Annotated in this window: 28 protein-coding genes; 16 read left to right on the top strand and 12 right to left on the bottom strand. The window is 59.9% G+C overall.

All coding sequences use genetic code 11. The annotated features are described in order from the left end of the window. The first annotated feature begins 22 nt into the window (after positions 1–22). Positions 23–1,765, top strand: a complete 1,743-nt coding sequence (locus E4P32_RS20745) for a methyl-accepting chemotaxis protein (protein WP_116435476.1) — start codon at positions 23–25, stop codon at positions 1,763–1,765. Between the two features lie 177 nt (positions 1,766–1,942). Here the strand turns inward: E4P32_RS20745 and E4P32_RS20750 are convergent, their stop codons facing one another. The 3 genes from E4P32_RS20750 to E4P32_RS20760 all read right to left on the bottom strand — a co-directional run bounded on the left by E4P32_RS20750 (position 1,943) and on the right by E4P32_RS20760 (position 5,396). Continuing rightward, positions 1,943–3,379: an aldehyde dehydrogenase family protein gene (locus E4P32_RS20750; RefSeq protein ID WP_116435477.1), complete on the bottom strand. Its 1,437-nt coding sequence runs from the start codon at positions 3,377–3,379 to the stop codon at positions 1,943–1,945. A 118-nt stretch (positions 3,380–3,497) separates the two neighbouring features. Then, positions 3,498–4,412 carry a 5-dehydro-4-deoxyglucarate dehydratase gene (gene kdgD, locus E4P32_RS20755; protein WP_116435478.1) on the bottom strand — a complete coding sequence of 305 codons (915 nt, stop codon included), beginning with the start codon at positions 4,410–4,412 and terminating at the stop codon, positions 3,498–3,500. Between the two features lie 195 nt (positions 4,413–4,607). Then, positions 4,608–5,396, bottom strand: a complete 789-nt coding sequence (locus tag E4P32_RS20760) for a FadR/GntR family transcriptional regulator (RefSeq protein WP_116435479.1) — start codon at positions 5,394–5,396, stop codon at positions 4,608–4,610. A gap of 281 nt (positions 5,397–5,677) precedes the next feature. On the opposite strand from E4P32_RS20760, the gene E4P32_RS20765 reads away from it, so the two are divergent. From E4P32_RS20765 to E4P32_RS20775, 3 genes are all read left to right on the top strand, one after another. Further along, complete coding sequence (locus E4P32_RS20765; RefSeq protein WP_116435480.1) at positions 5,678–5,998, top strand: hypothetical protein; 321 nt, start codon at positions 5,678–5,680, stop codon at positions 5,996–5,998. A gap of 167 nt (positions 5,999–6,165) precedes the next feature. Then, the gene (locus E4P32_RS24330) at positions 6,166–6,525 is read left to right on the top strand and encodes a hypothetical protein (RefSeq protein WP_233526703.1); all 360 of its coding nucleotides are present in this window, start codon (positions 6,166–6,168) and stop codon (positions 6,523–6,525) included. Positions 6,526–7,140: 615 nt separating this feature from the next. Next, the gene (locus tag E4P32_RS20775) at positions 7,141–7,752 is read left to right on the top strand and encodes a hypothetical protein (protein WP_167735730.1); all 612 of its coding nucleotides are present in this window, start codon (positions 7,141–7,143) and stop codon (positions 7,750–7,752) included. Positions 7,753–7,834: 82 nt separating this feature from the next. Here the strand turns inward: E4P32_RS20775 and E4P32_RS24165 are convergent, their stop codons facing one another. Further along, complete coding sequence (locus E4P32_RS24165) at positions 7,835–7,996, bottom strand: hypothetical protein (protein WP_158559737.1); 162 nt, start codon at positions 7,994–7,996, stop codon at positions 7,835–7,837. 150 nt (positions 7,997–8,146) lie between these two features. Here E4P32_RS24165 and E4P32_RS20780 point away from each other — a divergent pair, with 150 nt between their 5' ends. The 3 genes from E4P32_RS20780 (at position 8,147) to E4P32_RS20790 (ending at position 9,772) form a co-directional block, all read left to right on the top strand. Further along, a complete protein-coding gene (locus tag E4P32_RS20780) occupies positions 8,147–8,512 on the top strand; it encodes a hypothetical protein (RefSeq protein WP_116435482.1) in 366 nt (121 codons plus the stop codon). 282 nt (positions 8,513–8,794) lie between these two features. Next, the gene (locus E4P32_RS20785) at positions 8,795–9,076 is read left to right on the top strand and encodes a hypothetical protein (RefSeq protein ID WP_116435483.1); all 282 of its coding nucleotides are present in this window, start codon (positions 8,795–8,797) and stop codon (positions 9,074–9,076) included. Positions 9,077–9,124: 48 nt separating this feature from the next. Continuing rightward, positions 9,125–9,772 (top strand): DUF2026 family protein, encoded by a 648-nt coding sequence (locus tag E4P32_RS20790; protein ID WP_116435484.1) that lies wholly within the window; start codon positions 9,125–9,127, stop codon positions 9,770–9,772. Between the two features lie 881 nt (positions 9,773–10,653). Here the strand turns inward: E4P32_RS20790 and E4P32_RS20795 are convergent. From E4P32_RS20795 to E4P32_RS20810, 4 genes are read right to left on the bottom strand one after another with little or no spacing between them, the layout of a single operon-like run. Continuing rightward, the gene (locus E4P32_RS20795) at positions 10,654–11,361 is read right to left on the bottom strand and encodes a DUF3299 domain-containing protein (protein WP_116435485.1); all 708 of its coding nucleotides are present in this window, start codon (positions 11,359–11,361) and stop codon (positions 10,654–10,656) included. A 45-nt stretch (positions 11,362–11,406) separates the two neighbouring features. Then, the gene (locus E4P32_RS20800) at positions 11,407–12,669 is read right to left on the bottom strand and encodes an ABC transporter permease (RefSeq protein ID WP_116435486.1); all 1,263 of its coding nucleotides are present in this window, start codon (positions 12,667–12,669) and stop codon (positions 11,407–11,409) included. Further along, entirely contained in the window at positions 12,666–13,379 is a 714-nt protein-coding gene (locus E4P32_RS20805; protein WP_116435487.1) for an ABC transporter ATP-binding protein, read from the bottom strand. Before E4P32_RS20805 ends, E4P32_RS20800 begins: the two co-directional genes overlap by 4 nt. 23 nt (positions 13,380–13,402) lie before the next feature. Beyond that, the gene (locus tag E4P32_RS20810; RefSeq protein ID WP_116435488.1) at positions 13,403–13,972 is read right to left on the bottom strand and encodes a DUF2796 domain-containing protein; all 570 of its coding nucleotides are present in this window, start codon (positions 13,970–13,972) and stop codon (positions 13,403–13,405) included. A gap of 210 nt (positions 13,973–14,182) precedes the next feature. Here E4P32_RS20810 and E4P32_RS24395 point away from each other — a divergent pair, with 210 nt between their 5' ends. From E4P32_RS24395 to E4P32_RS20830, 5 genes are all read left to right on the top strand, one after another. After that, positions 14,183–14,308, top strand: a complete 126-nt coding sequence (locus E4P32_RS24395; protein ID WP_255419431.1) for a hypothetical protein — start codon at positions 14,183–14,185, stop codon at positions 14,306–14,308. A gap of 2 nt (positions 14,309–14,310) precedes the next feature. Continuing rightward, positions 14,311–15,102: an ABC transporter ATP-binding protein gene (locus E4P32_RS20815; RefSeq protein WP_116435489.1), complete on the top strand. Its 792-nt coding sequence runs from the start codon at positions 14,311–14,313 to the stop codon at positions 15,100–15,102. Beyond that, on the top strand, positions 15,099–15,980 hold the full coding sequence (locus tag E4P32_RS20820; protein WP_116435490.1) for a metal ABC transporter permease: 882 nt from the start codon (positions 15,099–15,101) through the stop codon (positions 15,978–15,980). Before E4P32_RS20815 ends, E4P32_RS20820 begins: the two co-directional genes overlap by 4 nt. A gap of 18 nt (positions 15,981–15,998) precedes the next feature. After that, positions 15,999–16,928, top strand: a complete 930-nt coding sequence (locus tag E4P32_RS20825; protein WP_116435491.1) for a metal ABC transporter substrate-binding protein — start codon at positions 15,999–16,001, stop codon at positions 16,926–16,928. A 108-nt stretch (positions 16,929–17,036) separates the two neighbouring features. Further along, on the top strand, positions 17,037–17,348 hold the full coding sequence (locus E4P32_RS20830; RefSeq protein ID WP_116435492.1) for a putative quinol monooxygenase: 312 nt from the start codon (positions 17,037–17,039) through the stop codon (positions 17,346–17,348). Here the strand turns inward: E4P32_RS20830 and E4P32_RS20835 are convergent. Continuing rightward, the gene (locus E4P32_RS20835; protein WP_116435493.1) at positions 17,324–18,256 is read right to left on the bottom strand and encodes a LysR substrate-binding domain-containing protein; all 933 of its coding nucleotides are present in this window, start codon (positions 18,254–18,256) and stop codon (positions 17,324–17,326) included. The two genes, E4P32_RS20830 and E4P32_RS20835, sit on opposite strands and share 25 nt — an antisense overlap. A gap of 105 nt (positions 18,257–18,361) precedes the next feature. Between E4P32_RS20835 and E4P32_RS20840 the strand changes: the two genes are divergently transcribed. Next, entirely contained in the window at positions 18,362–18,601 is a 240-nt protein-coding gene (locus tag E4P32_RS20840) for a hypothetical protein (RefSeq protein ID WP_116435494.1), read from the top strand. Between the two features lie 355 nt (positions 18,602–18,956). Here the strand turns inward: E4P32_RS20840 and E4P32_RS20845 are convergent, their stop codons facing one another. Beyond that, the gene (locus E4P32_RS20845) at positions 18,957–20,066 is read right to left on the bottom strand and encodes a porin (RefSeq protein ID WP_233526704.1); all 1,110 of its coding nucleotides are present in this window, start codon (positions 20,064–20,066) and stop codon (positions 18,957–18,959) included. Positions 20,067–20,341: 275 nt separating this feature from the next. Further along, positions 20,342–20,986, bottom strand: a complete 645-nt coding sequence (locus E4P32_RS20850; protein WP_094563266.1) for a GntR family transcriptional regulator — start codon at positions 20,984–20,986, stop codon at positions 20,342–20,344. A gap of 266 nt (positions 20,987–21,252) precedes the next feature. Between E4P32_RS20850 and E4P32_RS20855 the strand changes: the two genes are divergently transcribed. Continuing rightward, positions 21,253–21,732, top strand: coding sequence for a VOC family protein (locus E4P32_RS20855; protein WP_116435495.1), 480 nt, complete (start codon positions 21,253–21,255; stop codon positions 21,730–21,732). Between the two features lie 74 nt (positions 21,733–21,806). On the opposite strand, the gene E4P32_RS20860 is transcribed toward E4P32_RS20855, so the two are convergent. Next, on the bottom strand, positions 21,807–22,751 hold the full coding sequence (locus tag E4P32_RS20860) for a 2-hydroxyacid dehydrogenase (RefSeq protein ID WP_116435496.1): 945 nt from the start codon (positions 22,749–22,751) through the stop codon (positions 21,807–21,809). A gap of 164 nt (positions 22,752–22,915) precedes the next feature. Here E4P32_RS20860 and E4P32_RS20865 point away from each other — a divergent pair, with 164 nt between their 5' ends. Further along, on the top strand, positions 22,916–23,863 hold the full coding sequence (locus E4P32_RS20865) for a fumarylacetoacetate hydrolase family protein (RefSeq protein ID WP_116435497.1): 948 nt from the start codon (positions 22,916–22,918) through the stop codon (positions 23,861–23,863). A gap of 53 nt (positions 23,864–23,916) precedes the next feature. Further along, positions 23,917–24,915: an ABC transporter substrate-binding protein gene (locus E4P32_RS20870; RefSeq protein WP_233526705.1), complete on the top strand. Its 999-nt coding sequence runs from the start codon at positions 23,917–23,919 to the stop codon at positions 24,913–24,915. The last annotated feature ends 30 nt before the right edge of the window (positions 24,916–24,945 follow it).

Genomic DNA, 24,945 nt, shown 5'->3' on the forward strand with positions numbered 1-24,945 from the left:
AAAACATAAATGGGAGTGAAGAATGCGGAACATCACCGTTCGTTTCAGTCTGATGAGCGCGCTGGCGCTGTTTGCCGCCATGATCGTGTTCGGCGCCGCCGTCGGCGTGTTTGCGCTGGGCCGTGCCAATGAATCTACCGTGATGGTGCACGACGTCGCATCGCGCGCGCTGACCATCAACGATGCCTACAAGGACACCACGCGCACCCGCGCCGCCCTGACGCGCGCCTACAGTGCGGTGAAGGAGCAGAACGACCAGGACGTCAAGAATTCCGCCTTGAAGAGTGCGCAGACCAGCTACGATCGCACGCTCAAGCTGCTCGACGAGTTTGACAAGGCCGCGCCGTTCAAGGGACAGGACGACAAGCTCAAGGCGGATCTGGTCAGCGCCGGCAAGCAATTGTCGGATGTGCTCAACAAGGCCGCGGAGGCCTTGCGCGCCAATGACACCAACGCTTACGTCGAGATCAACGGCCGCGACATCACGGCGCGGGGCGCGAACTTTTCCACGCAGCTGGAGAAATTCCAGAAGCTGACCAAGGATCTCTCCGATGACATCGTCGATCAGCGCGACCGCGAATACAACATGGTGGTGTGGCTGGTGGCGGTCGGTCTGATTGCGGCGCTGATTCTTGTGCTGGGGGTGCATTTCCTGTTACGCAGCATCGTGCTGAGACCGCTCAATCGTGCCGTGACGTTGCTTGACCAGGTGGCCGGTGGCGATCTGACGATGAAAATCAGCGAACCGGGCCGCAATGAAATCGGCCAGCTGTTCGCCTCGATCCGCAGCATGCAGCAGGGCTTGCTCAGCACCGTCTCGCGCGTGCGCACCAGTACCGACATCATCAACACCGGCGCGCAGGAAATCGCCTCCGGCAATCTCGATCTGTCGTCACGCACCGAGACCCAGGCCAGTTCGCTCGAAGAGACTGCTGCATCGATGGAGCAACTGACCGGCACCGTCAAACAGAATGCCGAGAACGCCCAGCAGGCCAACCAGCTGGCGCATTCGGCGTCCGAGACGGCAGTCAAGGGCGGCGAGGTGGTGGCGCAGGTGGTCGACACCATGACCGCCATCAACGACTCATCCAAGAAGATCGTCGACATCATCAGCGTGATCGACGGTATTGCGTTCCAGACCAATATCCTCGCCTTGAATGCAGCGGTTGAAGCAGCCCGCGCCGGCGAGCAAGGCCGCGGGTTTGCCGTGGTGGCGTCGGAAGTGCGCAGCCTGGCGCAGCGCTCTGCCGCAGCGGCGAAAGAGATCAAGGAACTGATCACCGATTCGGTCAGCAAGGTCGACTCGGGCAGCCGCCTGGTTGAAAACGCCGGCATGACCATGGGCGAAGTGGTCGACAGCGTACGGCGCGTGACCGACATCGTCGGCGAGATCAGCTCGGCCAGCCGCGAGCAAAGCGACGGCATCGCCCAGGTCAACAAGGCGATTGCACAGATGGACGAAGTGACGCAGCAGAACGCCGCGCTGGTGGAAGAGGCTGCTGCGGCGGCGCAGTCCCTGCAGACGCAGGCGATGACGCTGGCCGAGGCGGTCAGCATTTTCCGGATCGATGCGCAGCAAGCGGCAAAGCCGGCGGCGCGCACCGCTCAGGTATCGGCACCGGCGGCTGCGCCCAAGGCCGCCGTACCCGCCGCGAAAGCGCCGCGCGTGTTGAACAAGCCGGCCGGCACCGCGGTGGGCACTGCGCGGTCGGCGCCGCGCCTTCCGCCAGCTTCGGGGACGGACGACGATTGGGAACAATTCTGAGGCATTGTTGTTGACGCACTGGAAGCACCGCCACGGCGGTGCTTTTTTTATGCCTGCACGGATTTTCCGGCACTCAAAAAAAACGCCGGAACACACGTTCCGGCGCTGAAACCGCCGTTGCCGGCGGCTGTGGATACCTGATGAGGTCAGGGGTTCATGACGCAGCCTGCTATTTGCTTATGCAGCGGTGTACGAAGTCTTGACCGTGGTGTAGAACTCGGCAGCGTACGCGCCTTGTTCACGCGGACCGAAGCTCGATGCCTTGCGACCGCCGAACGGTACGTGATAGTCGACGCCGGCGGTGGCCGTGTTGACCATCACCATGCCGGCCTGAGCGTGGCGCTTGAAGTGGGTGGCGTACTTCAGCGAGGTGGTGCAGATGCCCGACGACAGACCGAACTCGGTGTCGTTGGCCAGTTGCAGCGCGTGCTCGTAGTTGTCTGCAGGGATCACCGAGGCCACCGGTCCGAAGATTTCTTCACGCGAAATGCGCATGTCATTGTTGCAGTCGGCGAACAGCGCCGGCGTCATGTAGAAGCCGTCGGTGTCGCGCTTGACGCGCTCGCCGCCGAACACCAGATTGGCGCCTTCCTGCTTGCCGATTTCAATGTAAGACAGGTTCTGATCCAGTTGCGATTGATCCACGACCGGACCGATGTTGGTGTCGGCCGTCAGCGCGTGACCGATCTTGAGGCCGGCCAGCTGGGCGCGCGCCGCTTCGATGAAGCGCGGATAGATATCCTTTTCGACGATGATGCGGCTGGACGCGGTGCAGCGCTGGCCGGTCGAGAAGAACGCGCCTTGCACGGCTGCGGTGACGGCGACGTTGAGGTCTGCGTCGTTGAGCACCACCAGCGGATTCTTGCCGCCCATTTCAAGCTGGAACTTTGCCATGCGCGCGATACAGCCTTGCGCCACGCGGTTGCCGGTCGAGACCGAGCCGGTGAAGGTCAGGGCGGTGACGCGGCGGTCATCGATGAAGCGCTGGCCGACCACTGAACCGCGACCCATGACCAGGTTGAATACGCCGGCCGGGATGCCCGAGCGGCTGATGATGTCGGCAATTGCCCAGGCGCTGCCCGGCACCAGTTCAGCCGGTTTGAAGACGACGGTGTTGCCGTAGGCCAGCGCCGGTGCGATCTTCCACGCCGGGATCGCCATGGGGAAATTCCATGGCGCGATGATGCCGACTACGCCGACCGGTTCGCGCGTGATTTCGATGTCCATGCCGGGACGTACCGATGCCAGTTTCTGGCCCTGGATGCGCAGTACTTCGGCGGCGAAGAATTTGAAGATATTGCCGGCGCGGCCGGCTTCGCCGATGCCTTCGGCCAGCGTCTTGCCTTCTTCGCGTGAGAGCAGGCGGCCGAGTTCTTCCTTGCGCGCCAGGATTTCCGAACCGATCTTGTCGAGCGCATCCGAACGCGCCTGGATGTTGCCGGTGCTCCAGGCAGGGAACGCAGCGTGGGCGGCGGCGATGGCGATGTCGGCTTGCGCGGCGTCGGCCTGGGCGTATTCACCGATGACGTCGGACAGATCGGACGGGTTGATGTTCTTGTTGACGCCGGCGCCTTGCAGCCATTCGCCGTTGATGTAGTTCGCAAATTGGGACATTGTGTTCTCCTGAAAGTGGAAGCATGGAAGCCAAAACTGACCGCGGGAAAATTCCGGCGGTCAGTCCTGGCTTGGTTACTTCTTATGGATGAAAAAACTGCGGTGCATTCCGTGCAATTTATTGCGGGCCGAGGCTCTTGATCAGTGCGGCCAGTTCTTCGTGTTCCGCTTCCGTGCAGGCGGTCAGCGGGGTGCGCACCGGACCTGCATCGTGTCCGACGACACGCGCGCCGGCCTTGACGATACTGACTGCGTAACCGGCCTTGCGGTTCCGGATGGCCAGGTAAGGCAGGAAGAAATCGTCAATCAGCTTGCCGACGGTGGCGTGGTCTTCCTTGGCGATCGCGTGGTAGAAGTCCATCGCGGTCTTGGGGATGAAATTGAACACTGCCGAGGAGTAGACCGGCACGCCCAGCGCCTTGTAAGCGGCTGCATAGACTTCCGCGGTCGGCAGGCCGCCGAGGTAGGTGAAGCGATCGCCGAGGCGGCGGCGGATGGTGACCATGGATTCGATTTCACCGACGCCGTCCTTGAAGCCGATCAGGTTCGGGCAACGGTCGGCCAGGCGTTCCAGCATGTCGGCGTTGAGTCGGCAGACGCCGCGGTTGTAGATGATGACGCCGAACTTGACCGATTTGCAGACGGCTTCGACGTGTTCGGCGATGCCTTCCTGGCTGGCTTCGGTCAGGTAATGCGGCATCAGCAGGATGCCGTGCGCGCCGAGGCGTTCGGCTTCCTGAGCGTAGCCGATGGCTGCGCGGGTGGCGCCACCGGCGCCGGCGATGATCGGCACCTTGCCTTTGCAGGTATCCACGGCGGTGCGGATGATGTCCGAATATTCACCCGGCACCAGCGAGAAGAACTCACCTGTGCCGCCGGCCGCGAACAATGCGCTGGCGCCGTAGGGAGCCAGCCATTCCAGGCGCTCGATGTAGGTCTTCGGACGGAAGTCGCCTTGCTCGTCGAAGTCGGTCAGCGGGAAGGAGAGCAGGCCGGCGGAGAGGATTTGTTTCAGGTCTTGTGGTGTGTACATGTCGGTGTCGTAGGTGCCAGTAATGAGAGAAAAGTATCGTCGCGCTTCAGTGTCTTTTGAATTCGGATGAAATTAAGATATCAGTCATCGTACAACATCAACTAAAAGAAAGCCAGCAGTTTTTGCTGCCGGCCGGGTCAGGTATTGCAACTGCGTCGCTACTGAGCAGACGCGCAGTAGCTGTTCTACTAATGATTACTTGTCCGACGCTTTATTCTGTTGCAGCGCATCGGCAGCCGATTCGGCGGCTTCCTGGGCGCGGCGCAGGCGTTCGCGGCTGTTGGTCAGGTGATTGCGCATGGCGGCGCGGGCGGCTTCGGTGTCGCGGCGGGCGATGGCTTCGTAGATGTCTTCATGCTCGCGTTGCACGCGGTCCAGGTAGCTGGCTTGCGGATCGCGCGCCAGTTCGGCCGTGTTGAGACGCTTGCGCGGGATCACGCCGGCGCCGAGATGGCTCAGAATCTCGATGAAATAGCGGTTGCCGGTGGCATTGGCGATCTGGAAGTGGAAGCGGAAGTCCGGCCCGACCGTGTCGACGCCTTTTTTCAGGTTCTCATGGAAGGCGTCGAGCGCCTGGCGGATTTCCAGCAATTGCGCATCGCTGCGGCGCGCGGCAGCCAGGCCGGCGGTTTCGGTTTCCAGGCTGATGCGCAGTTCCAGCAGCGCCAGCAAGTCCTTCATCGTGGTGATGGTGGCCGGGTCGATGTTGATGTTGCCGGCTTTTTGCGCTTCCAGCACGAAGGTGCCGATACCGTGCCGCGTTTCGACCAGACCTGCGGCCTGCAGGCGCGAAATCGCTTCGCGCACCACGGTGCGGCTGACGCCCTGAGTCAGCATGATCTCGGACTCGGTGGGCAGCTTTTCGCCGGGCTTGATGGAGCCGTTGGAAATCATTTCGGAAATCGCGCCGACCACTTCCTGCGACAGGCTTTGGGTCTTTTTGCGAGGACGCATCAGCGGGCTGGGGGTCTCGGTAACTTCCATTTTTTATAGGTCAGTACGTGAAAGTGGCGTGAAGTGCGGATCTGGACGCATCGCACGACGGAAGGTTATGCGACATCTTACCAGAGGATGACTTGTTTTCGTAGCGCAAGTGGGCCTCTGTTGCGGGCTTGGTGGCCGCCCGGCGGCTGTTTTTCTCGTTGCGCGCAGGCCTCAGTGTAGCCGATGGTGATGGCAAAACTGCATTTAAGAGTTTTCCTATATCGCCGGGCGCGGCAAAAAATCACAATGCAAGGCATCCAACCACTTGCCGAAAGTTTGCCATGAACAGCCTTCTCTGGATCTTCGTCGCCTTCTGCGGACTGACCTACGTGTTCAACCGCTTTGCCACAGCCGACCGCGTTGCCGCCACGCCCGAGCAGCGTCGCCACGATTTCATCGTTGACGTCTGCGACGGCGATCGCCGCAAGGCTGCACGCCTGGTCGAAGAAAAGAGTGCGCTGTTCCCGCATCTGGACGTTCTGCAGGCGCAACAGCTGGTGTATCAGGACATGCTGGACATGACGGCTGAAGAACGCGCCGCGGCGCATGTCGCTGTCAGGCATTCGTCCCGCAAGGCGATGATAGAAGAAACGGCCGCATAATTTCCATGCAGCATTGCCAAGCCGGCCTCGCCGGCTTTTTTTACGTCCTTGGAAACATGTGAAAAAAACATGTTGATGCCTTGGCATCCCTTGCTGCACGCGGCATTCAGGCTTCCACACTTGTTTAGAGATTGTGCTAGTATCAGTTTCATTGCCGTGAGGAAATCATGAAAACTATTGAGCTGGACACCGAATACACACTAGAAGACCGCGCCGAGAAAATCAGCGAGCGCCCCATCGCGAAGAAGTCCGTACGCGCCGTCGCCGAGGTCGATCCCAACGTCGAACTGACCGGCGAAGAGCTGCGCTGGATGTACAGCGTGTTCAAGGGCGACTTCCGCATCATTCCGCGCCGCGTGGTGCAGAGCGTGATCAGCAAGGGCCTCGGCATTCCCAATCTGGGCGGCGCCTTCAACCTGACCAACGCGGGGCGCAACGTGTTCCGCCGCACGGCGCCGGCCGCCAATGACGAATTGCATATCGTCAAATCGCAATCTCGTCATCGTTCCAACTGGCGTTTGGGATAAATTTGCATTGCTGCCGGCGGGCAGCCGCCCGACGGAGACGCAGATCGAAAAGCTGGACGGAAGCAGTATCCGACACCACGTCGGATGCTGCTTTTTTCATGGAAGGTCGTTTTTCTGCGGGCATAAAAAAACCCGGTGCCAGGGGAACCGGCACCGGGAAAGCTCGTCACTCCCCCGAAAAACCTGACGGCCGGGAACGTGGTCCCCGGACTTGCGATGGCGCCTGAAGAGGAGCGGCTTCAGGAGCAGGAACCGAAAGGGATGCGAGTGACTTGACTGCATTCTTGCAAATCCGTCGCGTGATTCATATCGAATAAATTCGAGATTTTATAGATAGTTATTTTTATCAAATCCAATACTTGTCCAGATGTTCTGGCAAATAACTTCACTCTTTGTTTTGTAAATATTTTGTTGGTCAGTTTGTCGATGGCTGAACGCAGGAGGAGTGCTCCCGGCTTAAAAACGAATCACGGCAGCAACTACATGGAGCGTGAATGGAGGCCGTGAAGCAGCTTCCAGCGTGGCAAGCATGCGACGAAATGCGCACATGTGGCGCGCCAGCGGCATTTTGGGTCCGATGCTAGACTCAATTTTTCTCTCACCCAAGGAATCGCCATGTTGAGTCGTTCCAGATTGTTGTCGTTGTTCGCCGTTGCCGCGTTGGCGTTGCCCGTATTGGTCCAGGCGCAGAATGCGGCGCCCAGCAGGATCCGTGGCACTGTCGCCGCAGTTGGCAGCAACAGCGTTGAAGTACTGACGCGCGAAGGGAAGAAGCTGACGCTGCAACTCAACGACGCCACCCGTTATTCCTCGGTCAAGGCGCTTGAGTTGTCGTCGATCAAGCAGGGCAGCTTCATCGGTACGGCCGGCAAGCCCACCGCGAACGGCGGCATCGAGGCGCTGGAAGTCGTGGTGTTTCCGGAGGAAGCGCGCGGTTCCGGAGAAGGTCACTACGATTGGGACCTGCTGCCAGGCAGCAGCATGACCAACGCTACGGTCTCGGCCGTGGTGTCGGGCAATGCCGGCCGCGATCTCGACCTGACCTATCAGGGCAAGAACATCAAGATCCAAGTGCCGAAGGATGTGCCGGTCGTGACCTTCGTGCCGGCCACTGTGCAGGACCTGAAGCCCGGCCTGACGGTATTTGTGGTGGCGTCGCGCAGCGGCGAAGACTGGAAGGCCGGACGCTTCGTGATCGAGAAGGATGGCGTCAAGCCGCCGATGTAATCCGGCGGCCGGAGACGGTCTGTTATGCCTCCACGGAATAAGCGAATACGATATTGATCGTTTCCATGTGTGGATTTTGGCTTTACAGTGAGGCTGTCTCCTCAATAACCTCCTGGAAGAAGTTTTTGAGATTGAACCCGCCGGACTGATGTCCGGCGGGTTTTTTTTCGCCGATTCCGTCCGTTGTCGCCCAATAAACAATCAATCTGTTGCCGGCACAGTTGCCGCAAGGGATTGCGGGCATGCCCCACAGCTTGTCCACAGGGCTGTTCACAGGCGCTGTGGACAAGTCGGCGGTCAAGTCTGGGCAGAATGGCGTTTCGCGCGTACCATGGCGGCCGGGGCGTCCGTTCGGATGCCCGCATACAGCAAGCCCTACCCGGAGAACGCAGCAATGAGCAATGATTTGACCAAAGATGAATTTGACGCCCTCGGTCAGATCAGCCGCAAGGAGCATCGCGGCCGCCCGAGTGCCTGCGTGGCGCGCAACACCAAGCGCCTGACCGGCATCAAGATGCTTGAATACACCCGTGAGGGCCATCTGGCGCTGACTGAAAAGGGCCTGCAGACCTTGTTCATCTATCGTTGCATCGAGGCCTTGCGCGGCCTGAACGCGGATGCCGATGCGGTGGTCGAGGCGGACGTGGCGATCTTCCTCGTCCGCAAGGGACACATTGTCGCCAAGGAAGGCAGCAAGCAGTTCGAGATTACCCAACGCGGCCGCGAATCGCTGGCCGATATCGACGCGCAATCGAACTGATACATTGATGTACTGATGCGCTGCCCTGATTGCAGGGCAGCGCATTTGTATTTCCTCTCCGGGAGCACTCGTTCCCGAGCTCGTTTCTCTTTGCTTTTCCTCCGTTTTTTTCTGTTTTTGCTCTTGTCCGCGCTGTCGACAATGCCGCGAAGACATAGGGAATTCCCCGATAGATTGTGCCTGCCTGCGTGTCTATGATGCATTCCATGGACAGACGGTTTGCAACACGGCGACAGCCCTGCGACAACAGACCTTCTGCGTAATCAAGCCAACGGAGGTCATATGCAATTCATCGTCGATACAGTGCCGAACGACATTACCTTGATGTTTGTCACTTACCTGAGTTTCTGCCTGGGCTTGATGTATCTGTTTATCCGCGCCGATTGCGAATGGAACAAGCGAGAAATGAAGATGTCCCGTGAGCGTCTGCGCGTACTCTCGTCCGACCACGAAAAATCGGATCGCCTGCGCGAACTGACCGCCTGCTCGGTGCACCACGACGTCAACTGCGCATGCTTCCTGCACAGCAACGATGCGGATGCCACCAGCAAGAATGCAGCCTGAGCAGAGTTGAGCCGGCTTGACCCGCATGCGGTATGAGAAAATACGCGGATGAAATCATCAAACATTCGCCCCCTCATCCCGCTTGCGGATTACCAACGTATTTTTCGCGTCATTCACTCGGTGCTCGATAGTGTCGACGCCAATATCCCGGCCGCGAGTTTTTTCTTCAGCGTCACCGCGGCGCAGATATTGAAAAAGTTTTACAAGAAGAATGCCTTCCCGGTCGCCGGTGCGGCGTTCTACCTGATCAGCAAAGACGGCAGCGGCGCCTTGTCGTTCGGCACGCTGGACGGCGACAAGGTCGACAGCAACAGCGATGCGTTCCACTGCTGGGTGCAATGCGACGGTTATGCGCTGGACTTCATGGCGCCGGTGTTTGAAGAGTTGCTGGCCGACGCAGGTCACCCGATGGCGGTGCCGCGGCAGATGTTCCAGAAGGATCTGGCGCGCATGTCGGCGTCGCCGACTGAACTGAAGACGCTGGGCGATTTCCGGCTGGAGCCGAATCTGGCGCTAACACGCGATTTGTTGCAGCAGTTCATGAACAAGCCGGCCCTGAGCAATCTGTCGCAGGTGTGCATGGACTGGTATCAGAAGCCGCCGAAGGAGCTGGGCAGTGGGCTGGTCATGCAGGCCGCCGAAGGTGACGGCACCAAGATGACGCTGAGCCGCTTGCAGGTGACCGGCGCCTGGTGACGGCAACGGCCGGAATTAATCAGGAATACGAATTCGGGGTAGAGGGGAAGCAGCAGCAGTAGAGGTAGCAGCAGAAGTACGTACAGCACTTGGGGAAGTGAACTGTAGTAGTCGTCTTGAGGGAAGCAGGAACAGAGGAGAAGGGCGGGGAGTGGTGCACCGGACGGTTGGTCCGGCACACCGTGCAATCATGCATATCGGTTGCATGTATCGCGAAAGAGTAGACAGGATAAGCTGGCTTTGTGACTTGTTGATGACAGTGGCAACCATCCCAATTATGGTTGCAGCGAGATTCAGGAATCTGCGAAACCTTTTTTGAGTGTCACAAAGCCGTCATACGTTGTCGATAGAATCTCGTTCGTCTCCTCTAAACTTGCTTTAGATTCACCTGCGATACAGACGTATCGCAGGTTTTTTTTCGAGAACGCATTCATATCTTACTGCGAGGCCATGATCCGCCGTCGGGCGGTGCTCGGAATCCTCACGTACTCAAGTACGCTCCGGTTCCTCCGCTCCGGCCGCCAACGGCTGATGGCCTCTCGCTACAGATCTGAATACGTTCTAAAAACCAATTTTGGCTGCTGCACATGCTGCGGCAGCGTCCGTTAGTAGCCAATGCCGGATAGTGGCGTCGTAACCCGGCTGCACGCACACGTCATGGAAGCCGCCAATCTCCCTGCTGGTGATCCAGCCAGGCGGCGCGGGGTGCGTTCTTGCCTTCAACTTGCTCAGGAATAACCAGGAATGGAATTTCCCTTGTTATCAACGACTTAAGCAAGTTCTCCAGTGCTTATCCACAGGCTTGCTACCAAAATGTGGGGATAACTTCCCGACAAATCCACAGCAAATTCGCATTATCCCCATCCTGATTCCAGCTTGCCTCAGCCGCCCTGAGGGGCGCCATCCGTGTACGGTTCGACCTTGACCGAGCTCATGCTGTAGCCGGCGCTGCCCATCATCGTGTCGGAGCGCTCGATCTTCAGCACGCCGCTGATCCAGACTGCATCCATGGTGCGGGTATTCTTGACCGGCTTGTTGCTGTGCACGTGGATGATCTGGTTGGCCGGTGGCGGCGGCACGTGGATGCAGGCGCCGAAATACGGCACCAGCAGGAATTCCTTCAAGGCCTCGCCTTCTCGCTCCAATGAGACGACAAATCCGGGGATGCGGATCGCCGCGCCGTTCATGGACGGATCGACGGGCGCGTTCTTCCAGTACTTCTTGGCTTTCCACAGCGCTTCCATGGCGCGCGGGTCGCCGTCTTCCATCTTGTCCAGCTTCAGGCCCTTGAACGGCGCCATGGCGTCCCAGTCTTTCGGCATGAGCGACTCCCAGGCGATTTCCCGGAAGCCGCCATCGGTCTTGCCGGACGGCTTGTAAGGCGTCTTTTGCAGGTCGGGCGCCTGCTGCAGGTGGTCGCCGACCTTGTATTGCGCGTTGTCGGAGTAAGGGGCTGCCGCGGCAGCAGGCGCAGGCGCTTCGGCAGCCGGGGCGACCTTGGGTGCGTTCGGCGTCGCCGCCAGATGCACCGAGTAACCGACCAGTAGTCCGGCGGCCACGATGCCGCCTATCCAGGTAATACTTTTCATGAGGTTGCTTCGTCAAAGTTGCGGTCGCCAGACCGCGAAATCAAATCAAATCCGGGGGGTCAGCCCGTCGGCCAGGCTCAGCCGGTAGGCGCGCAAGCCAGGCAGCAGGCTCGCGGCAAAGCCGGCGAGGACGGTCCAGCCCAGCAGCTGCAGTTCGCCGGCGGCCGGCAAGGCAGGATGCAATGTTACGCCAAATTGCGTGCTCAGGAAGGGCCCCAGCGCAAGCAGCGCCAGCGTCAGCAGGACTACGCCCAGCACCACGCCGGCCAGCATCACCGCCAGTCCTTCCAGCGCCAGCAGCAGGAACACGTCGCCCGGGCGCGCACCCACCGAGCGCAGCACCGCCAGTTCTCGGCGCCGTTCTCCCAGGCTTGCCAGGATAGCCGACACCAGCCCGGCCAGGCCGACAATGACGACCATGCCCGACACTACCAGCAAGGCGTTTTCGCCGATGCCGACCACTTGCCACAATTCATCCAGCGCCACGCCCGGCAGCACCGCCATCAGCGGTTCGCTGTTATCGTCGGCGATGTCGCGCTGCACGCCGAAGACCGCGGCGCGGCTCTTCAGGCCGACCAGCACGGCGGTGACGGTCTTGGGCGTGAGGTCGAATTTCTTCACCAGCGCCGGCGCAATCGACAGGCCCGGCATCGGCGCGCCGCCTTCCCAGTCGAGATGGATCGCTTCCATCGCATCGAGGCCGATATGCACGGTGCGGTCGACCGGCGTGCCGGTGCGCGCCAGGATGCCGGTGACGGTGAACGGCTTGTCGGCGTGATCGGTCAGGTGCAGGCTGCCCATGCCGTGGCTCAGCACGATGCGGTCGCCCAGCTTGTAATGCAGGCGCTGCGCTACCTCCGCGCCGAGCACGGTTTCAAAGACGCTGCCGAAGACGCGGCCTGCGCCGAGTTGCAGCGCCTGGCCGTCGCCGTAGTGGAAATGCTTGAAGTAGTCGCCGTTGGTCGCCAGCACCGGGAAGCCGCGATGCGAATCGCCCAGCGCCAGCGGGATGGTCCAGGCGACGGCGGGATTCTTTGCCAGCTTCTGCGCGCTGTCCCAGCCCATGTTGTTGGTGGCGCCGCCGATGCGGAAGATCGCGTACAGCATCAGCTGGACCGGGCTGGTCCGTGCGCCCACCACCAGGTCGGTGCCGGACACCGATTGCGAAAAGCTGTCGCGCACTTCATGGCGCACGCGTTCGATGCCGAGCAGCATGGCGCTCGACAGGGCGATCGCCAGCATCATCAGGCCCAGCGTGTAGCGGCGATTCCAGGCGCTGCGCGCAGCCAGGCGGAACAGGAAGCTCATGCCGATTCCTCCACCTGTGCGCAGCGGTTGATGTCGTTCAGCGCGATGCGACGGTCGAAGCGTTCGGCCAGGCGCTGGTCGTGGCTGACGAACACCAGGCTGGCGCCGGCCTGTTCGCACTCGTGTCGGATCAGGTTCAGGAAAGCCTGCTGGCGGTCGCTGTCGAGCGCCGAGGTCGGTTCGTCGGCGACCACGATTTCCGGCCGGCCGATCAGCGCGCGCGCTGCGGCCACACGCTGTTGCTGACCAATCGACAATTGCGTCGCCGACCGCGTCCATAAATCCGGCGCCATGTCTAGACTGCGCAGCAGCGATTCGGCCGCCGCGCGCAAATCGCTGCCCTGCGCCAGCGCACGTTCGCGGCGCAAGGCCGAGAAGCGGCAGGGCAGCAGCACGTTGTCGAGGATCGAGAGATAAGGAATCAGATTGAACTGCTGGAAGATGAAACCGATATGGTCGACCCGGAAACGATCGCGCCGCGACGCCGGCAACGCCTCCAGCGGCTGGCCGAGAATGGCGACGCTGCCGGCTTGGGCGCTGCTGATGCCGCCGATCAGCGCCAGCAGCGTGCTCTTGCCGCTGCCGCTGGGGCCGCTGACGAAGACTTGCTCGCGTGCTTGCACCTCGAACCGGTCCAGCGCCAGCGTCGGCGTTTTCTGGCCGGGCCAGGTAAAGGTGATGTCGCGCAAGGCGATGGCGGCGTCGCTCATATCGTGGTGTTCGCTGGCTGAAACTATTGGGGGATGGCGATGCTGTTGGCCGCCGGTGTCAGTTTGGCGGCGCCCTGGCGCTTGCCCGTAACCAATTGCACGTCAATGCTGTTGAAGCCCTTGAAGGAGTCGAACAGGCGGACCTCGATTTTCTGCAGCCGTTCCGGACGGGCGCAGCGGAACGTGAAGTCGGCGTCGAGATCGGCGTGACCGTCATGGTCGGCTTGCGCCGCCGGTTTGGTTGCGGCTGGTTCACCCAGCAGCGCCGGATCAAGTGCTGCAGACTCCAATTTGACTCCACTGAGCTTGCATTCCGCTGACGGGCTGGCGACAAATACAGCGTCGGCGCCGGTGTTGCGCAGGCTTTTCGTCATGGCCTGGACGGCGGCTTTGTCCTTGGCGCTGTTGGCGGCATGTTCGAAGCCGACCAGATTGACCAGCGGCGAATCAAGGTGCAGCGACAGCGTCTGGCCGTCGAGCGCGACATCGAGCTTGCCGACGCCGTGCACGTGCGCTTCATGGGCATGGACCAGCGGGGCGGACAACAGCAGGGTGGCGGCGAGGACAGCGGCGGGGCGGAAATGGAGGTACATGGGCGCGATCTTTCTTCAGGTGAGCTGCCTGGAACGATCCGCAAAGCGGAAAGTCGTCCCGGGCTGCATTTTGACTGGGTTGAAGGATTTGTTGGAGCTTTGTCACATCTTGCAACAATGTTGCATTATAATTCCGATCTTCCGTTAATTTGCAACTGGGTTGCAGATTGATTTGATTCCCCCGATTGACCAATAAAAATATCCGCGCCCATGTTCTCCCGTCTCTTTCAACAAACCAGCGTGCTTGCGCTGCCGTGGTGGCAGCGCGTGCTGCTGGTCGCGCCCGTGTGCCTGCTGCTGTGGCTGGGCGTGCTGTGGGCCCTGGGAGGAGATTGACCATGTCCGTCGCCATCTCGCTGGAAAACCTCACCGTCACCTACCGCCGCCATCCCGCCTTGCATCACGTCAGCGGGGAGTTCAAGCGCGGTTCGCTGACCGCCATCGTCGGCCCCAACGGTGCCGGCAAGAGCACGCTGCTGAAAACCATCATGGGCCAGGTCCGCTGCAACAGCGGTCGCGTCGTCACGCATCTGGCGGCCGAGCGCATCGCCTATCTGCCGCAACAGGCCGAGATCGATCGCAGCTTTCCGATCTCGGTGCTTGATTGCGTATTGCTGGGTTATTGGTCGCGCGCCGGGCTGTTCCGCCGCATGAGCCGCGACATGGTGCAGCGCGCGGAAGGCGCGTTGGCCGCAGTCGGGCTCGACGGCTTCGCGCAGCGTGCCATCGCCAGCCTGTCGGTGGGGCAGTTCCAGCGCGTGCTGTTCGCGCGCATCCTGCTGCAGGACGCCGAACTGATTCTGCTGGACGAGCCGTTCAACGCCATCGATACCCGGACCACCAGCGACTTGCTGCGCATCATCCAGTCCTGGCACGCCGAGCAGCGCACCGTGATCGCCGTGCTGCACGACTATGACCAGGTGCGTAAGGCGTTCCCGCAATCGCTGCTGCTGGCGCGCAATGTGGTCGCCTGGGGCGAGACCGAAGGCGTGCTGTGCCATGAAAACCTGCACCGTGCGCGTTCCATGGCCGAAGCGGTCGACGAGCATGCGCCGCTGTGCGCGGTCGATGTTCTCGATGCCGGTGATGTCGGCCATGCGGTTGGCAACGAAGGGAGTGCGCCGCGATGATGCTGCTCCATGATTTCTACCAATTCGCGATTGCACCGTTCCAGGAATTCGCCTTCATGCGCCGCGCGCTGGTGGCGACGCTGGCATTGGCCTTGTCGAGTGCGCCGCTGGGCGTGATGCTGACGCTGCGCCGCATGAGCCTGTTCGGCGAAGCCCTTAGCCATGCAGTGTTGCCGGGTGTGGCGGCCGGTTTCATTTTCTTCGGTCTGTCGCTGCCGGCGCTGAGCATCGGCGGTTTCCTCGCCGGCGTGATCGTGGTGGCGCTGGCGGGCTGGATCAGCCGCCATACCGAACTCAAGGAAGACGCCAGCCTCGCCGCCGTCTACGTGGTCGCACTGGCGCTCGGCGTGATCATGATTTCCGGCCACGGCACCCAGCTCGACCTGCTGCACATCCTGTTCGGCAACGTGCTCGGCGTCGACACCGAAGGCCTGCTGCTGGTGGCCGGCGTATCTAGTCTCAGCGTGCTGCTGATGGCGGGTTTGTATCGCGGCTTGCTGCTGGAAAGTTTCGACCCATCCTACCTGGCCGCCAGCGGCGGGCGCAATACGGTGTATCAGCAATTGTTCCTGATGCTGGTGGTGCTGAACCTGGTGGCCTCGTTCCAGACATTGGGCACGCTGATGGCGGTCGGCCTGATGATGCTGCCGGCGGTATCGGCGCGCCTGTGGCACGACACCTTGCCGGCGCAACTGGTCAACAGCGCCGTGCAGGCCGCGCTGGCCGGTTATGCCGGGCTGATGTTGTCGTATTACGCCTCGGTGCCGTCCGGGCCGGTGATCATCGTGTGCGCCGGCGGCTTCTATTTCCTGTCCCTGATCTTTGCACCGCGCGGCTGGTTGCCGCGCATCCTGCGCCGGCCGCATCTGCGCGCTTAATTCTTTTTGGGAGTCATCGTGAAACTGTTTCGCCAGGTCTTGTTTTCGATCGCAGCCGTGCTGGCTGTCCAGAGCGCATCCGCCGCTGACGCTCGCTTGCCGGTAGTGGCCAGCTTCAGCATCCTCGGGGATATCGTCGCCAACGTCGGCGGCGACCGCATTGCGGTCACCACGCTGGTCGGTCCCGACCAGGACGCACACGTGTTCCAGCCCGCGCCGGATCACATCAAATCAGTGGCGCGCGCCAAACTGGTGGTCGTCAACGGCCTCGGCTTTGAAGGCTGGATGGACCGCGTGACTCAGTCGGCCAACTATCGCGGCGACATCGTGGTGGCGTCGAAGGGCATCGCCGTGCGCGACCGCGTGGAAGATGAGCATGATCACGACGGCCACGACGAACACGAACACCATCACGGCAAGAATGATCCGCACGCCTGGCAGAATCCCGCCAATATCGTGATCTACACGCAAAACATCGTTGCCGCCCTGAGCAAGCTCGATCCGGCCGGCGCCGCGCTGTATCGCAAGAACGGCGACGCGTATATTGCTTCGCTCAACGAGCTGGACCGCTGGGCCATACAGCAATTCGCGCAGTTCCCGCCGGCCAAGCGCAAGGTGATCACCTCGCATGACGCCTTCGAATATTTCGGCGCGCATTACCAGGTGCGCTTCCTGGCGCCGCAGGGCGTGTCGACCGACAGCGAGCCGAGCGCGAAGGAAGTCGCCAATCTGATCCGTCAGATCCGCAAGGAAAAAATTCGCGCCGTTTTCATCGAGAACATGAGCAGCCCCAAGCTGCTGCAGCAGATCAGCAAGGAAGCCGGCGTCACGCTGGGCGGCAAGCTGTATGCGGATGCGTTGTCGCAGGCCGACGGTCCTGCGCCGACTTACCTGAAGCTGATGCGTTACAACATCGAACAGTTGCTGGCGCAGATGAAGCTCAACTGATGTTGAGCCAAGACGGCGTCCGCAGCAGGTCGGAGTGGGGGCGTCGTCAAGCTTCGGCAACTTCGCGTATGCTTGTCGTTTTCCCTCACAACAACAGGAGATGACAACATGGTCCACGTAGTCGCAATCATTACCGCCAAGCCCGGCAAGCGCGAAGAACTGCTGAAGCTGGTGCGCGCCAATCTGGCCGCCGTCCGTGCCGAACAGGGCTGCATTGCTTACGACCCGGTCATCGACGTGCCCGGCTTCGGCGGCGCCCAGGCCGAACTCGGCCCGGACACCTTCGCCTTCATCGAAAAGTGGGAAAGCGCCGAAGCGCTCAAGGTTCACTTCACCCAACCGCACATGCTCGACTACCGCGACAAGTCAAAAGACCTGATCGCCGATCGCGCGGTTCACATCGTTGAGTCGGCTGAGTAACGTTTGTCAGGATCGTAGGCTGATGCAGCGCCCATCTGCATCAGCCACGTAATGAAGGTCTTCAGGGCATTGCCATTGGTTTCGCCGGTCCGGTGCAACATGTGGAAACCCTGGCCGTGCAATACCACTTCCGGAAACAGCTGACGCAGGCGACCGTGCGACAAGTCGTCGTCCACCAGCGCCAGCGATCCCATCGCAATCCCCAGATCAGTCGACGCCGCCTGCAAGCTCAGGAAAAAGTGCTCGTAACTGGTCCCCGGCAATTTCTTCTTCACCGGCACGCCGGCCTTGATCAGCCATTGCTGCCAGGCTTCCGCACGCACGCTCAGGTGGATCAGCGACGCCTGCAGCAGATCTGCCGGCTTGTTGATCGGGTGCAGCTCCAGGTAATGCGGGGAGGCCAGCGGCGCCGACACGTCGTCGAGGAAGCGCACGCATTCAAAGCCGCTGCGCTCCAGCGGGCTGCGCCACAGCACTACGTCGAAGGGATCCTTGAGGTCTTCGAAATGCTCGGAGACGGTGGTCGTCACGCGTACCTCGATGCGCGGATTGTCGATCTGGAATTGCGACAGCCGCGGAATCAGCCAGCGCATCGCCACCGAGGGCGCGGTAATCACGCGCACGATGCGGTTCTTGCCGGTCAGCGTCAATTGTTCCGCCGCCATGGCGATGCGATCGAGCGCGGCGCGTACTTCGGTATAAAAGGTCTGCGCCGCTTCCGTTGCTTCCACGCCACGCGGCAAGCGGATAAACAAGGGTTGGCCGAAGTGTTCTTCCAGCAATTTTATTTGCTGACTGACCGCGCTATGCGTGATGTGCAACTCGTGCGCGGCAATCGTCAGGCTGCGCGTGCGGACGGCCGCTTCGAACACTTTGAGCGCCTTCAGGGGCGGCAGGGAAAGGGACATGGTGTAAGTTTTTCTAATGCAGGTGTCGGAAAATATTGCTTTTTAAAGTGAGGGGTAGACCCTATTCTCACTATCACTGCAACGTTATTCATGTGAAAGAAAGAAATGTCTACTTATCAATCCGCCGGTTTTTCTAATAATTTACAGAGTTTGCTGGAAGCTTTCCAGTTCTTTGTCGAGCGCGCATTCAGCACGCCTGCCAAGACTGTTGACGGCGCACTGTTCGACCTGAACGATGCCGCTTATCTGGAAGGCGTCACGACTCACGCCGAGATGGAACGCCGTTTGCGCGAACTCGATCGCAGCCATCTGCAAGCTTTGTCGCGACTGCAATCGCAAATCTGATAGATAAATCGGATGCAAGACAGTCGTGAAGACTGAATGATATTGGCGTGATGCCAGAGATGTTAAAAATGCTGCGCGCATCTCGATCTGATACTGACGATCGGGTTTGAAGCGACAGGAGAACGAGCCGGAAGCAATCTTGCCGTACCGGCTCACAGCAAACAGATGTCGCCCCCAGGATGTCCCTCTGCGGGAAGACGATATCGAAGCGACGCTCATGAAGAATCATGATGATGCGTCGCTTTCATCCAGCAAAAAGGCGCCCGCAAAGGGCGCCCTTGTTTCCACCGAATATCCACCGAATATCCTGCGGATACCGATGAGCGTAGTTAAAGCTCGTGGTCGGAACTCGCGCTCAGAATTTGTGCGTGATGCCGATTCCCAGGCCTGCCGGGCTTTGCCCGGCGGACAGGCCGGGGATCGCGTTGGCCGACAAGTTGTAGCTCGCCGTCTGCTCATTGCTGAGCTTGGTGAAAGCACCCCATAGTTCGGTGCGCTTCGACAGGTTGTAGCCGTAGCCGAGGGAGAACTGCTGCGCCCCGGACGCCGTGCCCGGTTTGCCGATGCCGCCGATGCCGGTTGTCGCATTGCCCTTGGAGCGTGCCGCCCGCACATACGAAGCGCGGAACTGGCCGCTGCCGATGTTGTGCGTCAGCGCCAGTTGCCATGCATCGCGGCGCAGGTTGGTGCTGGCCGTCGGTTCATACCGCAGGCGTTCCCACGCAAAGCGTACGCGCGTGTTGCCGAAGGAATAGGCGGCGCCGATCTTGTGGCCGGTATCGAGCGTGCCGGCTGCAAAATAATCCTTGTGCTGCTCATAGCCGTAGGCCAGATAGAGCGGACCGTTTTCGTAGGTCAGCAAGCCGGAGACCAGGCCCGGATTGGTCGTGGCCGTCTGTTCTTCGCGCGCTGCATAGGCGATGCGGCCGATCAGGCCGTTGAAATTCGGCGTTGAATATTGCACCAGGTTCTTCTGGCGACGATCAAAGGATGCCGGCGACTGCGCATTGGCCGCCGTCGTGAAGCCATTGCCCATGATGGAGTTGGAGGCAAAGATGCCCGCCGTGAACGGATCGATCGCGTACACCGACACAAAGCGGTAGGGCGACTCATACTGCCCGGCGAAAATCTCGCCCAGGCTGCCACGCAAGCCGACGTTGTCGTTGCGATCGGCAAACGAGCCGCTCCCGGTGTCGACACCGACATTCGATTCGATCTGGAAAAACGCCTGCAAGCCGCCGCCCAGATCTTCCACCCCCTTGAAGCCGAGCACCGACAAGTTGTTCGATATGCGTCCCATGCGACCGATGCCGCCATTGGCGCCGCCGGCCCAGACGTTTTCCGCATCCACTTTCAAAAAACCGTACATCGTCACGGTATCAGTCTGTGCTGCCGCTGAGGCCGCTACCGAAGTCAGTCCCGCCGTGATCAAGCCCTTCATTGTCTGATTGATTGCCTGTTTCATCCCTGAATCTCCTCCATAGAGTTGTTGTCGATGTTTTTCTTGTTTGGAGAAAATAATAATTCATATGAATTTATATGTATACGTATAAATTAAATTTGAATTTATTTGATTTTATGGGAATCAATTGAGTGGATGAGATAGATAACATCACCGTCGTCCTACCCAAAAGATAGGCGCCAGCGGCATTGCAACGTTCTGATCAGGGACGGAAGGGCAAAAGAAAAGGCGCCGGTCGGAAGACGGGCGCCTTTAGCAGGAAGGGGAGAGGCGAAGGCTTACGCCTGATGTTCCTTGATCATCTCCAGCACATGGATACTCAGGCGTGTGGTGTGATTGCGCATCGCCAGATAAGCCTTCTCCGGATCGGACGCAAGAATCGCCGCGATGATCGCATCGTGTTCTTCGTGCGACACCGTCAGGCGCTTGTCGACGCCGGCCTGTGCTGCGCGGAACATCGCCAGGCGATCACGCAGGTTTTCAATCGTGTCGGCCAGGCTCTTGTTGTGCGCGCCGGCGCAGATCAGGTTGTGGAATTTCTTGTTCAGCGCCAGATAGCCGGCGTCGTCGCCGTTGGCCACGCATTCCTGGCTTTGCAGATGGACCAGTTCCAGCTGTTTCTTTTGCACCGCGCTCATGCGTTCGGCGCAGATGCGGCAGCACAGGGCTTCGAGCTCGCACATGGCTTCCAGCATGTCGGCCAGTTCGTCGACACCGATGCTGGTGACGATGCCGCCTTTGCGCGGCTTCAACTCGATCATGCCGCGCGCGGCCAGTTCGCGCAGCGCCTGGCGGATCGGGGTGCGCGACACTTTAAAACGTTCGGACAGAGCGATTTCTTCCAGCGCGGAGCCGGGTGGCAGCACGCCGCTGATGATTTCATCGGTCAGGGTGCGATAGATGCGAAGAGAGATGGTTTCCATTCTTGCGTTCTCGGTTTTCTTGGATGGCCGGTTTTATGGGGACTGCAGATGATTCGGTTTGTGGTGCGGATGGCTATATTTTACATCGCTTGCACTATAGCAAAAATCTATACCAACAGCTGGATAAGATCAAAAGTATCTAATTATATTTTTAAGAATACATTTAAAAATTAAAGTATACATATAAAAAATCCCTGAGTAGAATCAGCCGTTGTGTATATCCAGTATTTTGCTTTCATCTACTCATATAAAGAGGAGGCTGCACCATGGCTAACAAACTGCGTCACATCGCTATCTCCGTTCCGGATCCTTGGAAAACCGCGGAGTTTTACCAGCAGGCTTTCGGCTTCAAGAAGGTCGGCGAAACAGATTCTTCCCTGGCGCGCGGCGTCTACCTGAGCGACGGCACCATGTCGCTGGCGCTGCTGAACTACAAGACCGACGAAGCCGCCGGCGACCGCGGCCGCGAGTTCGTCGGCCTGCATCACATCGGCGTCTGGGTCGACAACATCGTCGATGCGCGCAAGGACGTCGAACAAGCCGGTGGCGAGTACTACATGGGCGAAGTGCCGGTCAAAGGCAACATCTTCTACGAAGTCAAATACAAGGATCCCGACGGCGTCATCTGCGATCTGACCGATCACGGCTGGGGCGGCGCTTCCAAGGACGGCCCGGTGGCAAGCGCCAAGGGCGACGGTCCGGCTTTCCGGCATCCTGATCTGAAGGCGGATCGCAGCGGTCTGTAATTTCCGGCTTCAATTTCGTTGCGCCCGGCCGGTTCATCGGCCGGGCGTATTTATTTGTACGGTACGGTGTCCGATCAGCGCGTCACGATGTGCTGAAGCGGATCGCCTGCCTGGAGTGCGGAGAGGTTTTCTTCAAACATCCGCAATTGCGCCTGCAACGCCTCCGGCGAACGGCCCGAGATATGCGGCGTCAGCAGCAGGTTGTCGAGGGTGCGAAACGCCTCCGGTATCGCCGGCTCGCCATCGACCACATCCAGCGCCGCGCCGGCAATGCGCTTGCTCGCCAATGCGTCAATCAACGCCGCCGTATCGACCACGCTGCCGCGCGCGATATTGATCAGAAAAGCCTGCGGCCCCAGGGCTTGCAGCAAATACCGATTGACCAGATGCCGCGTCGCCGGCCCGCCCGGGCAGGCGAGGATCAGGTAGTCGCTGCGTGCGGCCAGCTCCATCGGCGTGGCGCAATATAGGTAGGGCACATGCGCACGCACATGGCGCGCGTGATACGCCACTTCCATATCGAAGGCCGCCGCACGGCGTGCGATCTGCTCGCCGATGTTTCCCAGGCCGACGATGCCGAGCCGCTTGCCGTTGACGGTCGGGCGCGCTGCGCGATTGCTCTCCCAACCGCCGTCTTTGACGGCGGCATCAAGCAGGTGCAGCCCGCGCGATACCGCCAGCATCAGCGCCATGGCGTGATCGGCGACGGTGGCGTTGTTGGCGCCGGGGGCGTGGGTGACGGCGATGCCGAGGTCTTTGGCGGCAACCAGATCGACGTTCTCATACCCTGCGCCAAAGGCGCTGACCAGTTTCAGTTGCGGCATTGCCTGCATTTGCGCGCGGGTCAGGCCGGTTGAGCCGTTGGTCAGAACGATGCTGACTGAGTGCAGGTCTTTATTGTTCCAATCGATTCCTTTCGGCGCGTAGCGCACGGCCGGCAGCGCCGGGTTGTCGCGCAACTGCGCCACCAAAGCGTCGGCCAGCGGAATCAGGATCAGCAATTCAAAGGAAGAGGGCATCGGCATTCTCATCAAGGTTGGCAAAAATCGAAACGCCATATGAATACATAGCGATTCTTATGTATAAAAATTTTTACATATTTGTATTGCAATGTATACGTATAAGTTTTAATGTATTCATATTGATTATTCTGAAATGCTTAATTTTTTGAGGGGAAGCGATCTTGGCTTGGTATGCGATTGCAACGTATGTGCAAAACGAGGGCGGGCAGGCGCGGCCGGCGTTGGTGTTGAACGAGGTGCTGTTCGATCTGGCAGAGGTCATCAAGGCCAGCCGCAGCAGCGGTCTGGCAGCCAGTGAAGTCAGCAGCGTGTCGGCGCTGATCGGCGCCTGGGATGTGCAGAACGCACAGTTGAAAAACCTGGCGGAGCTGCTGCCGAGCCTGGTCGCCGCCGGTGCGGTGAAGCCGCTCGACAAGTCGGCCTACAAGCTGGCGGCGCCGTTCGTGCCTGGCCGTATCTTCGCCACCGCGTCCAACTATTACGATCACGCCGCCGAGATGGGTACCGAGTTGGCGCCGCGTGCCGAGAGTTCGCCTTATTGCTTCATGAAGGCGGAAACCAGCGTTACCGCCACCGAGACCGATGTCGTCATGCCGGGCAATACCGAAAAGCTCGACTGGGAAGTCGAGCTCGGCGTCATCATCGGCCGCCGCTGCAAGAACGTGTCGGTTGCCGAAGCCTATGACGTTATCGCCGGCTACACCGTGTTCAACGACATCAGCGCACGCGACCTCAATCGCCGAAGCGACTATCCGTTCAAGCATGACTGGTTCCGCGGCAAGAGTTTCGACACCTTCGGTCCGATGGGGCCGTGGATCGTGCCGCGTGACTGCATTGATGATCCGCAGAAGCTGCGCATGCAGTTGCAGGTCAATGGCGAAATGATGCAGGACGACACCGCCGAGGGAATGATCTTCAACATCGCCGAGCAGATCGCGTACCTGTCCGGCATTCTCACTCTGCAGCCCGGCGATCTGATCGCCACCGGCACGCCGGATGGTGTCGGCATGGGGCGCGGTGTCTATCTCAAGCCGGGCGACGAAATGATTGCCTCCATCGAGCGCATCGGCAGCATCCGTAACAGGGTTGTCGCCACCGCACTTCGATAACGAAGTAAAGAATCTCACTTACGCGGTACATGCAGCATTCAACGGAGAATCTGATGGTCATCAGCAAGTGCATCAAGAAGTTTCTGGTTTCTGTAGTGATCGGTTCATGCTGTGCCGCGCCTGCGGTTGCAGCGGACAAGGTGAAGTTCAATCTGGCATGGCTACCGCAAGGCAGCACCGGCGGTATTCTGGTGGCGATCGCCAAAGGCTTCTACGCTGAAGCCGGCCTGGATGTCAGCGCGGTGCGCGGTTACGGCGGTCAGCGCACCGTCAATGAAATCGATCAGGGTCTGTTTGAATTTGGTTACGGCGATCCGATCAGCGTCATGTTGAACCGCGCGCAAGGCGGCAAGACCGTGATGGTCGGCACCATCAACACCCGCTGGCCGGCGGCGCTGTGCTACATCGACAAGCCCGAGCGCAAGCTGCAAAAACCGGCCGACCTCAAAGGCCTGTCGCTTGGCGGCGGTGCTGCGTCGCCTTTGCAAAACATCGTGCCGAGCTGGCTGCAAGCCAACAAGCTGCCGGCCGATCACATCAAACTGTTGCGCCTGGATCCGTCGGTGATCAATTCATCCTTCCTCGAAGGCCGCATCGATCTGGCCGAGTGCTGGGAAGGCGCCAACAAGCCGATCCTCGAAGCACTGCTGCAAAAGGACGGCAAGAAGCTGGGCTGGATGCGCTATCGCGATTTCAACCTCAACCTCTACGGCAACGGCATCGTCACCACCGAGAAGCTGGTAGCGAGCAACCCCGATCTGGTCAAGCGCTTCGTGCAGGCGACGTATCGTGGATTCGAGTATCAGCGTACCCACGCCAAGGAAGCCGCCGACGCCATCGCCGCGCAACAAAAGCTGATGGACAAGGGCATCCTGTTGCAGCAAATTACCGAAACCAATCAGATCATCGACGACCCTGAAGCCGACAATAAAAAACTGGGCTGGATGCGCGCCGACCGCATGCAGGCAACCGTCGATTTTGTGAAGAAGGCATTCAATCTGCAAGCGCCGATCAAAGCGAACGATATCTACACCAATAAGTTCGTCGAGTAGGCGTCATTGAGCAAATCAAGGAGGAAATGA

Origin of the sequence: Herbaspirillum sp. 3R11, assembly GCF_004563925.1 — a bacterium.
Lineage (GTDB): Bacteria > Pseudomonadota > Gammaproteobacteria > Burkholderiales > Burkholderiaceae_D > Herbaspirillum.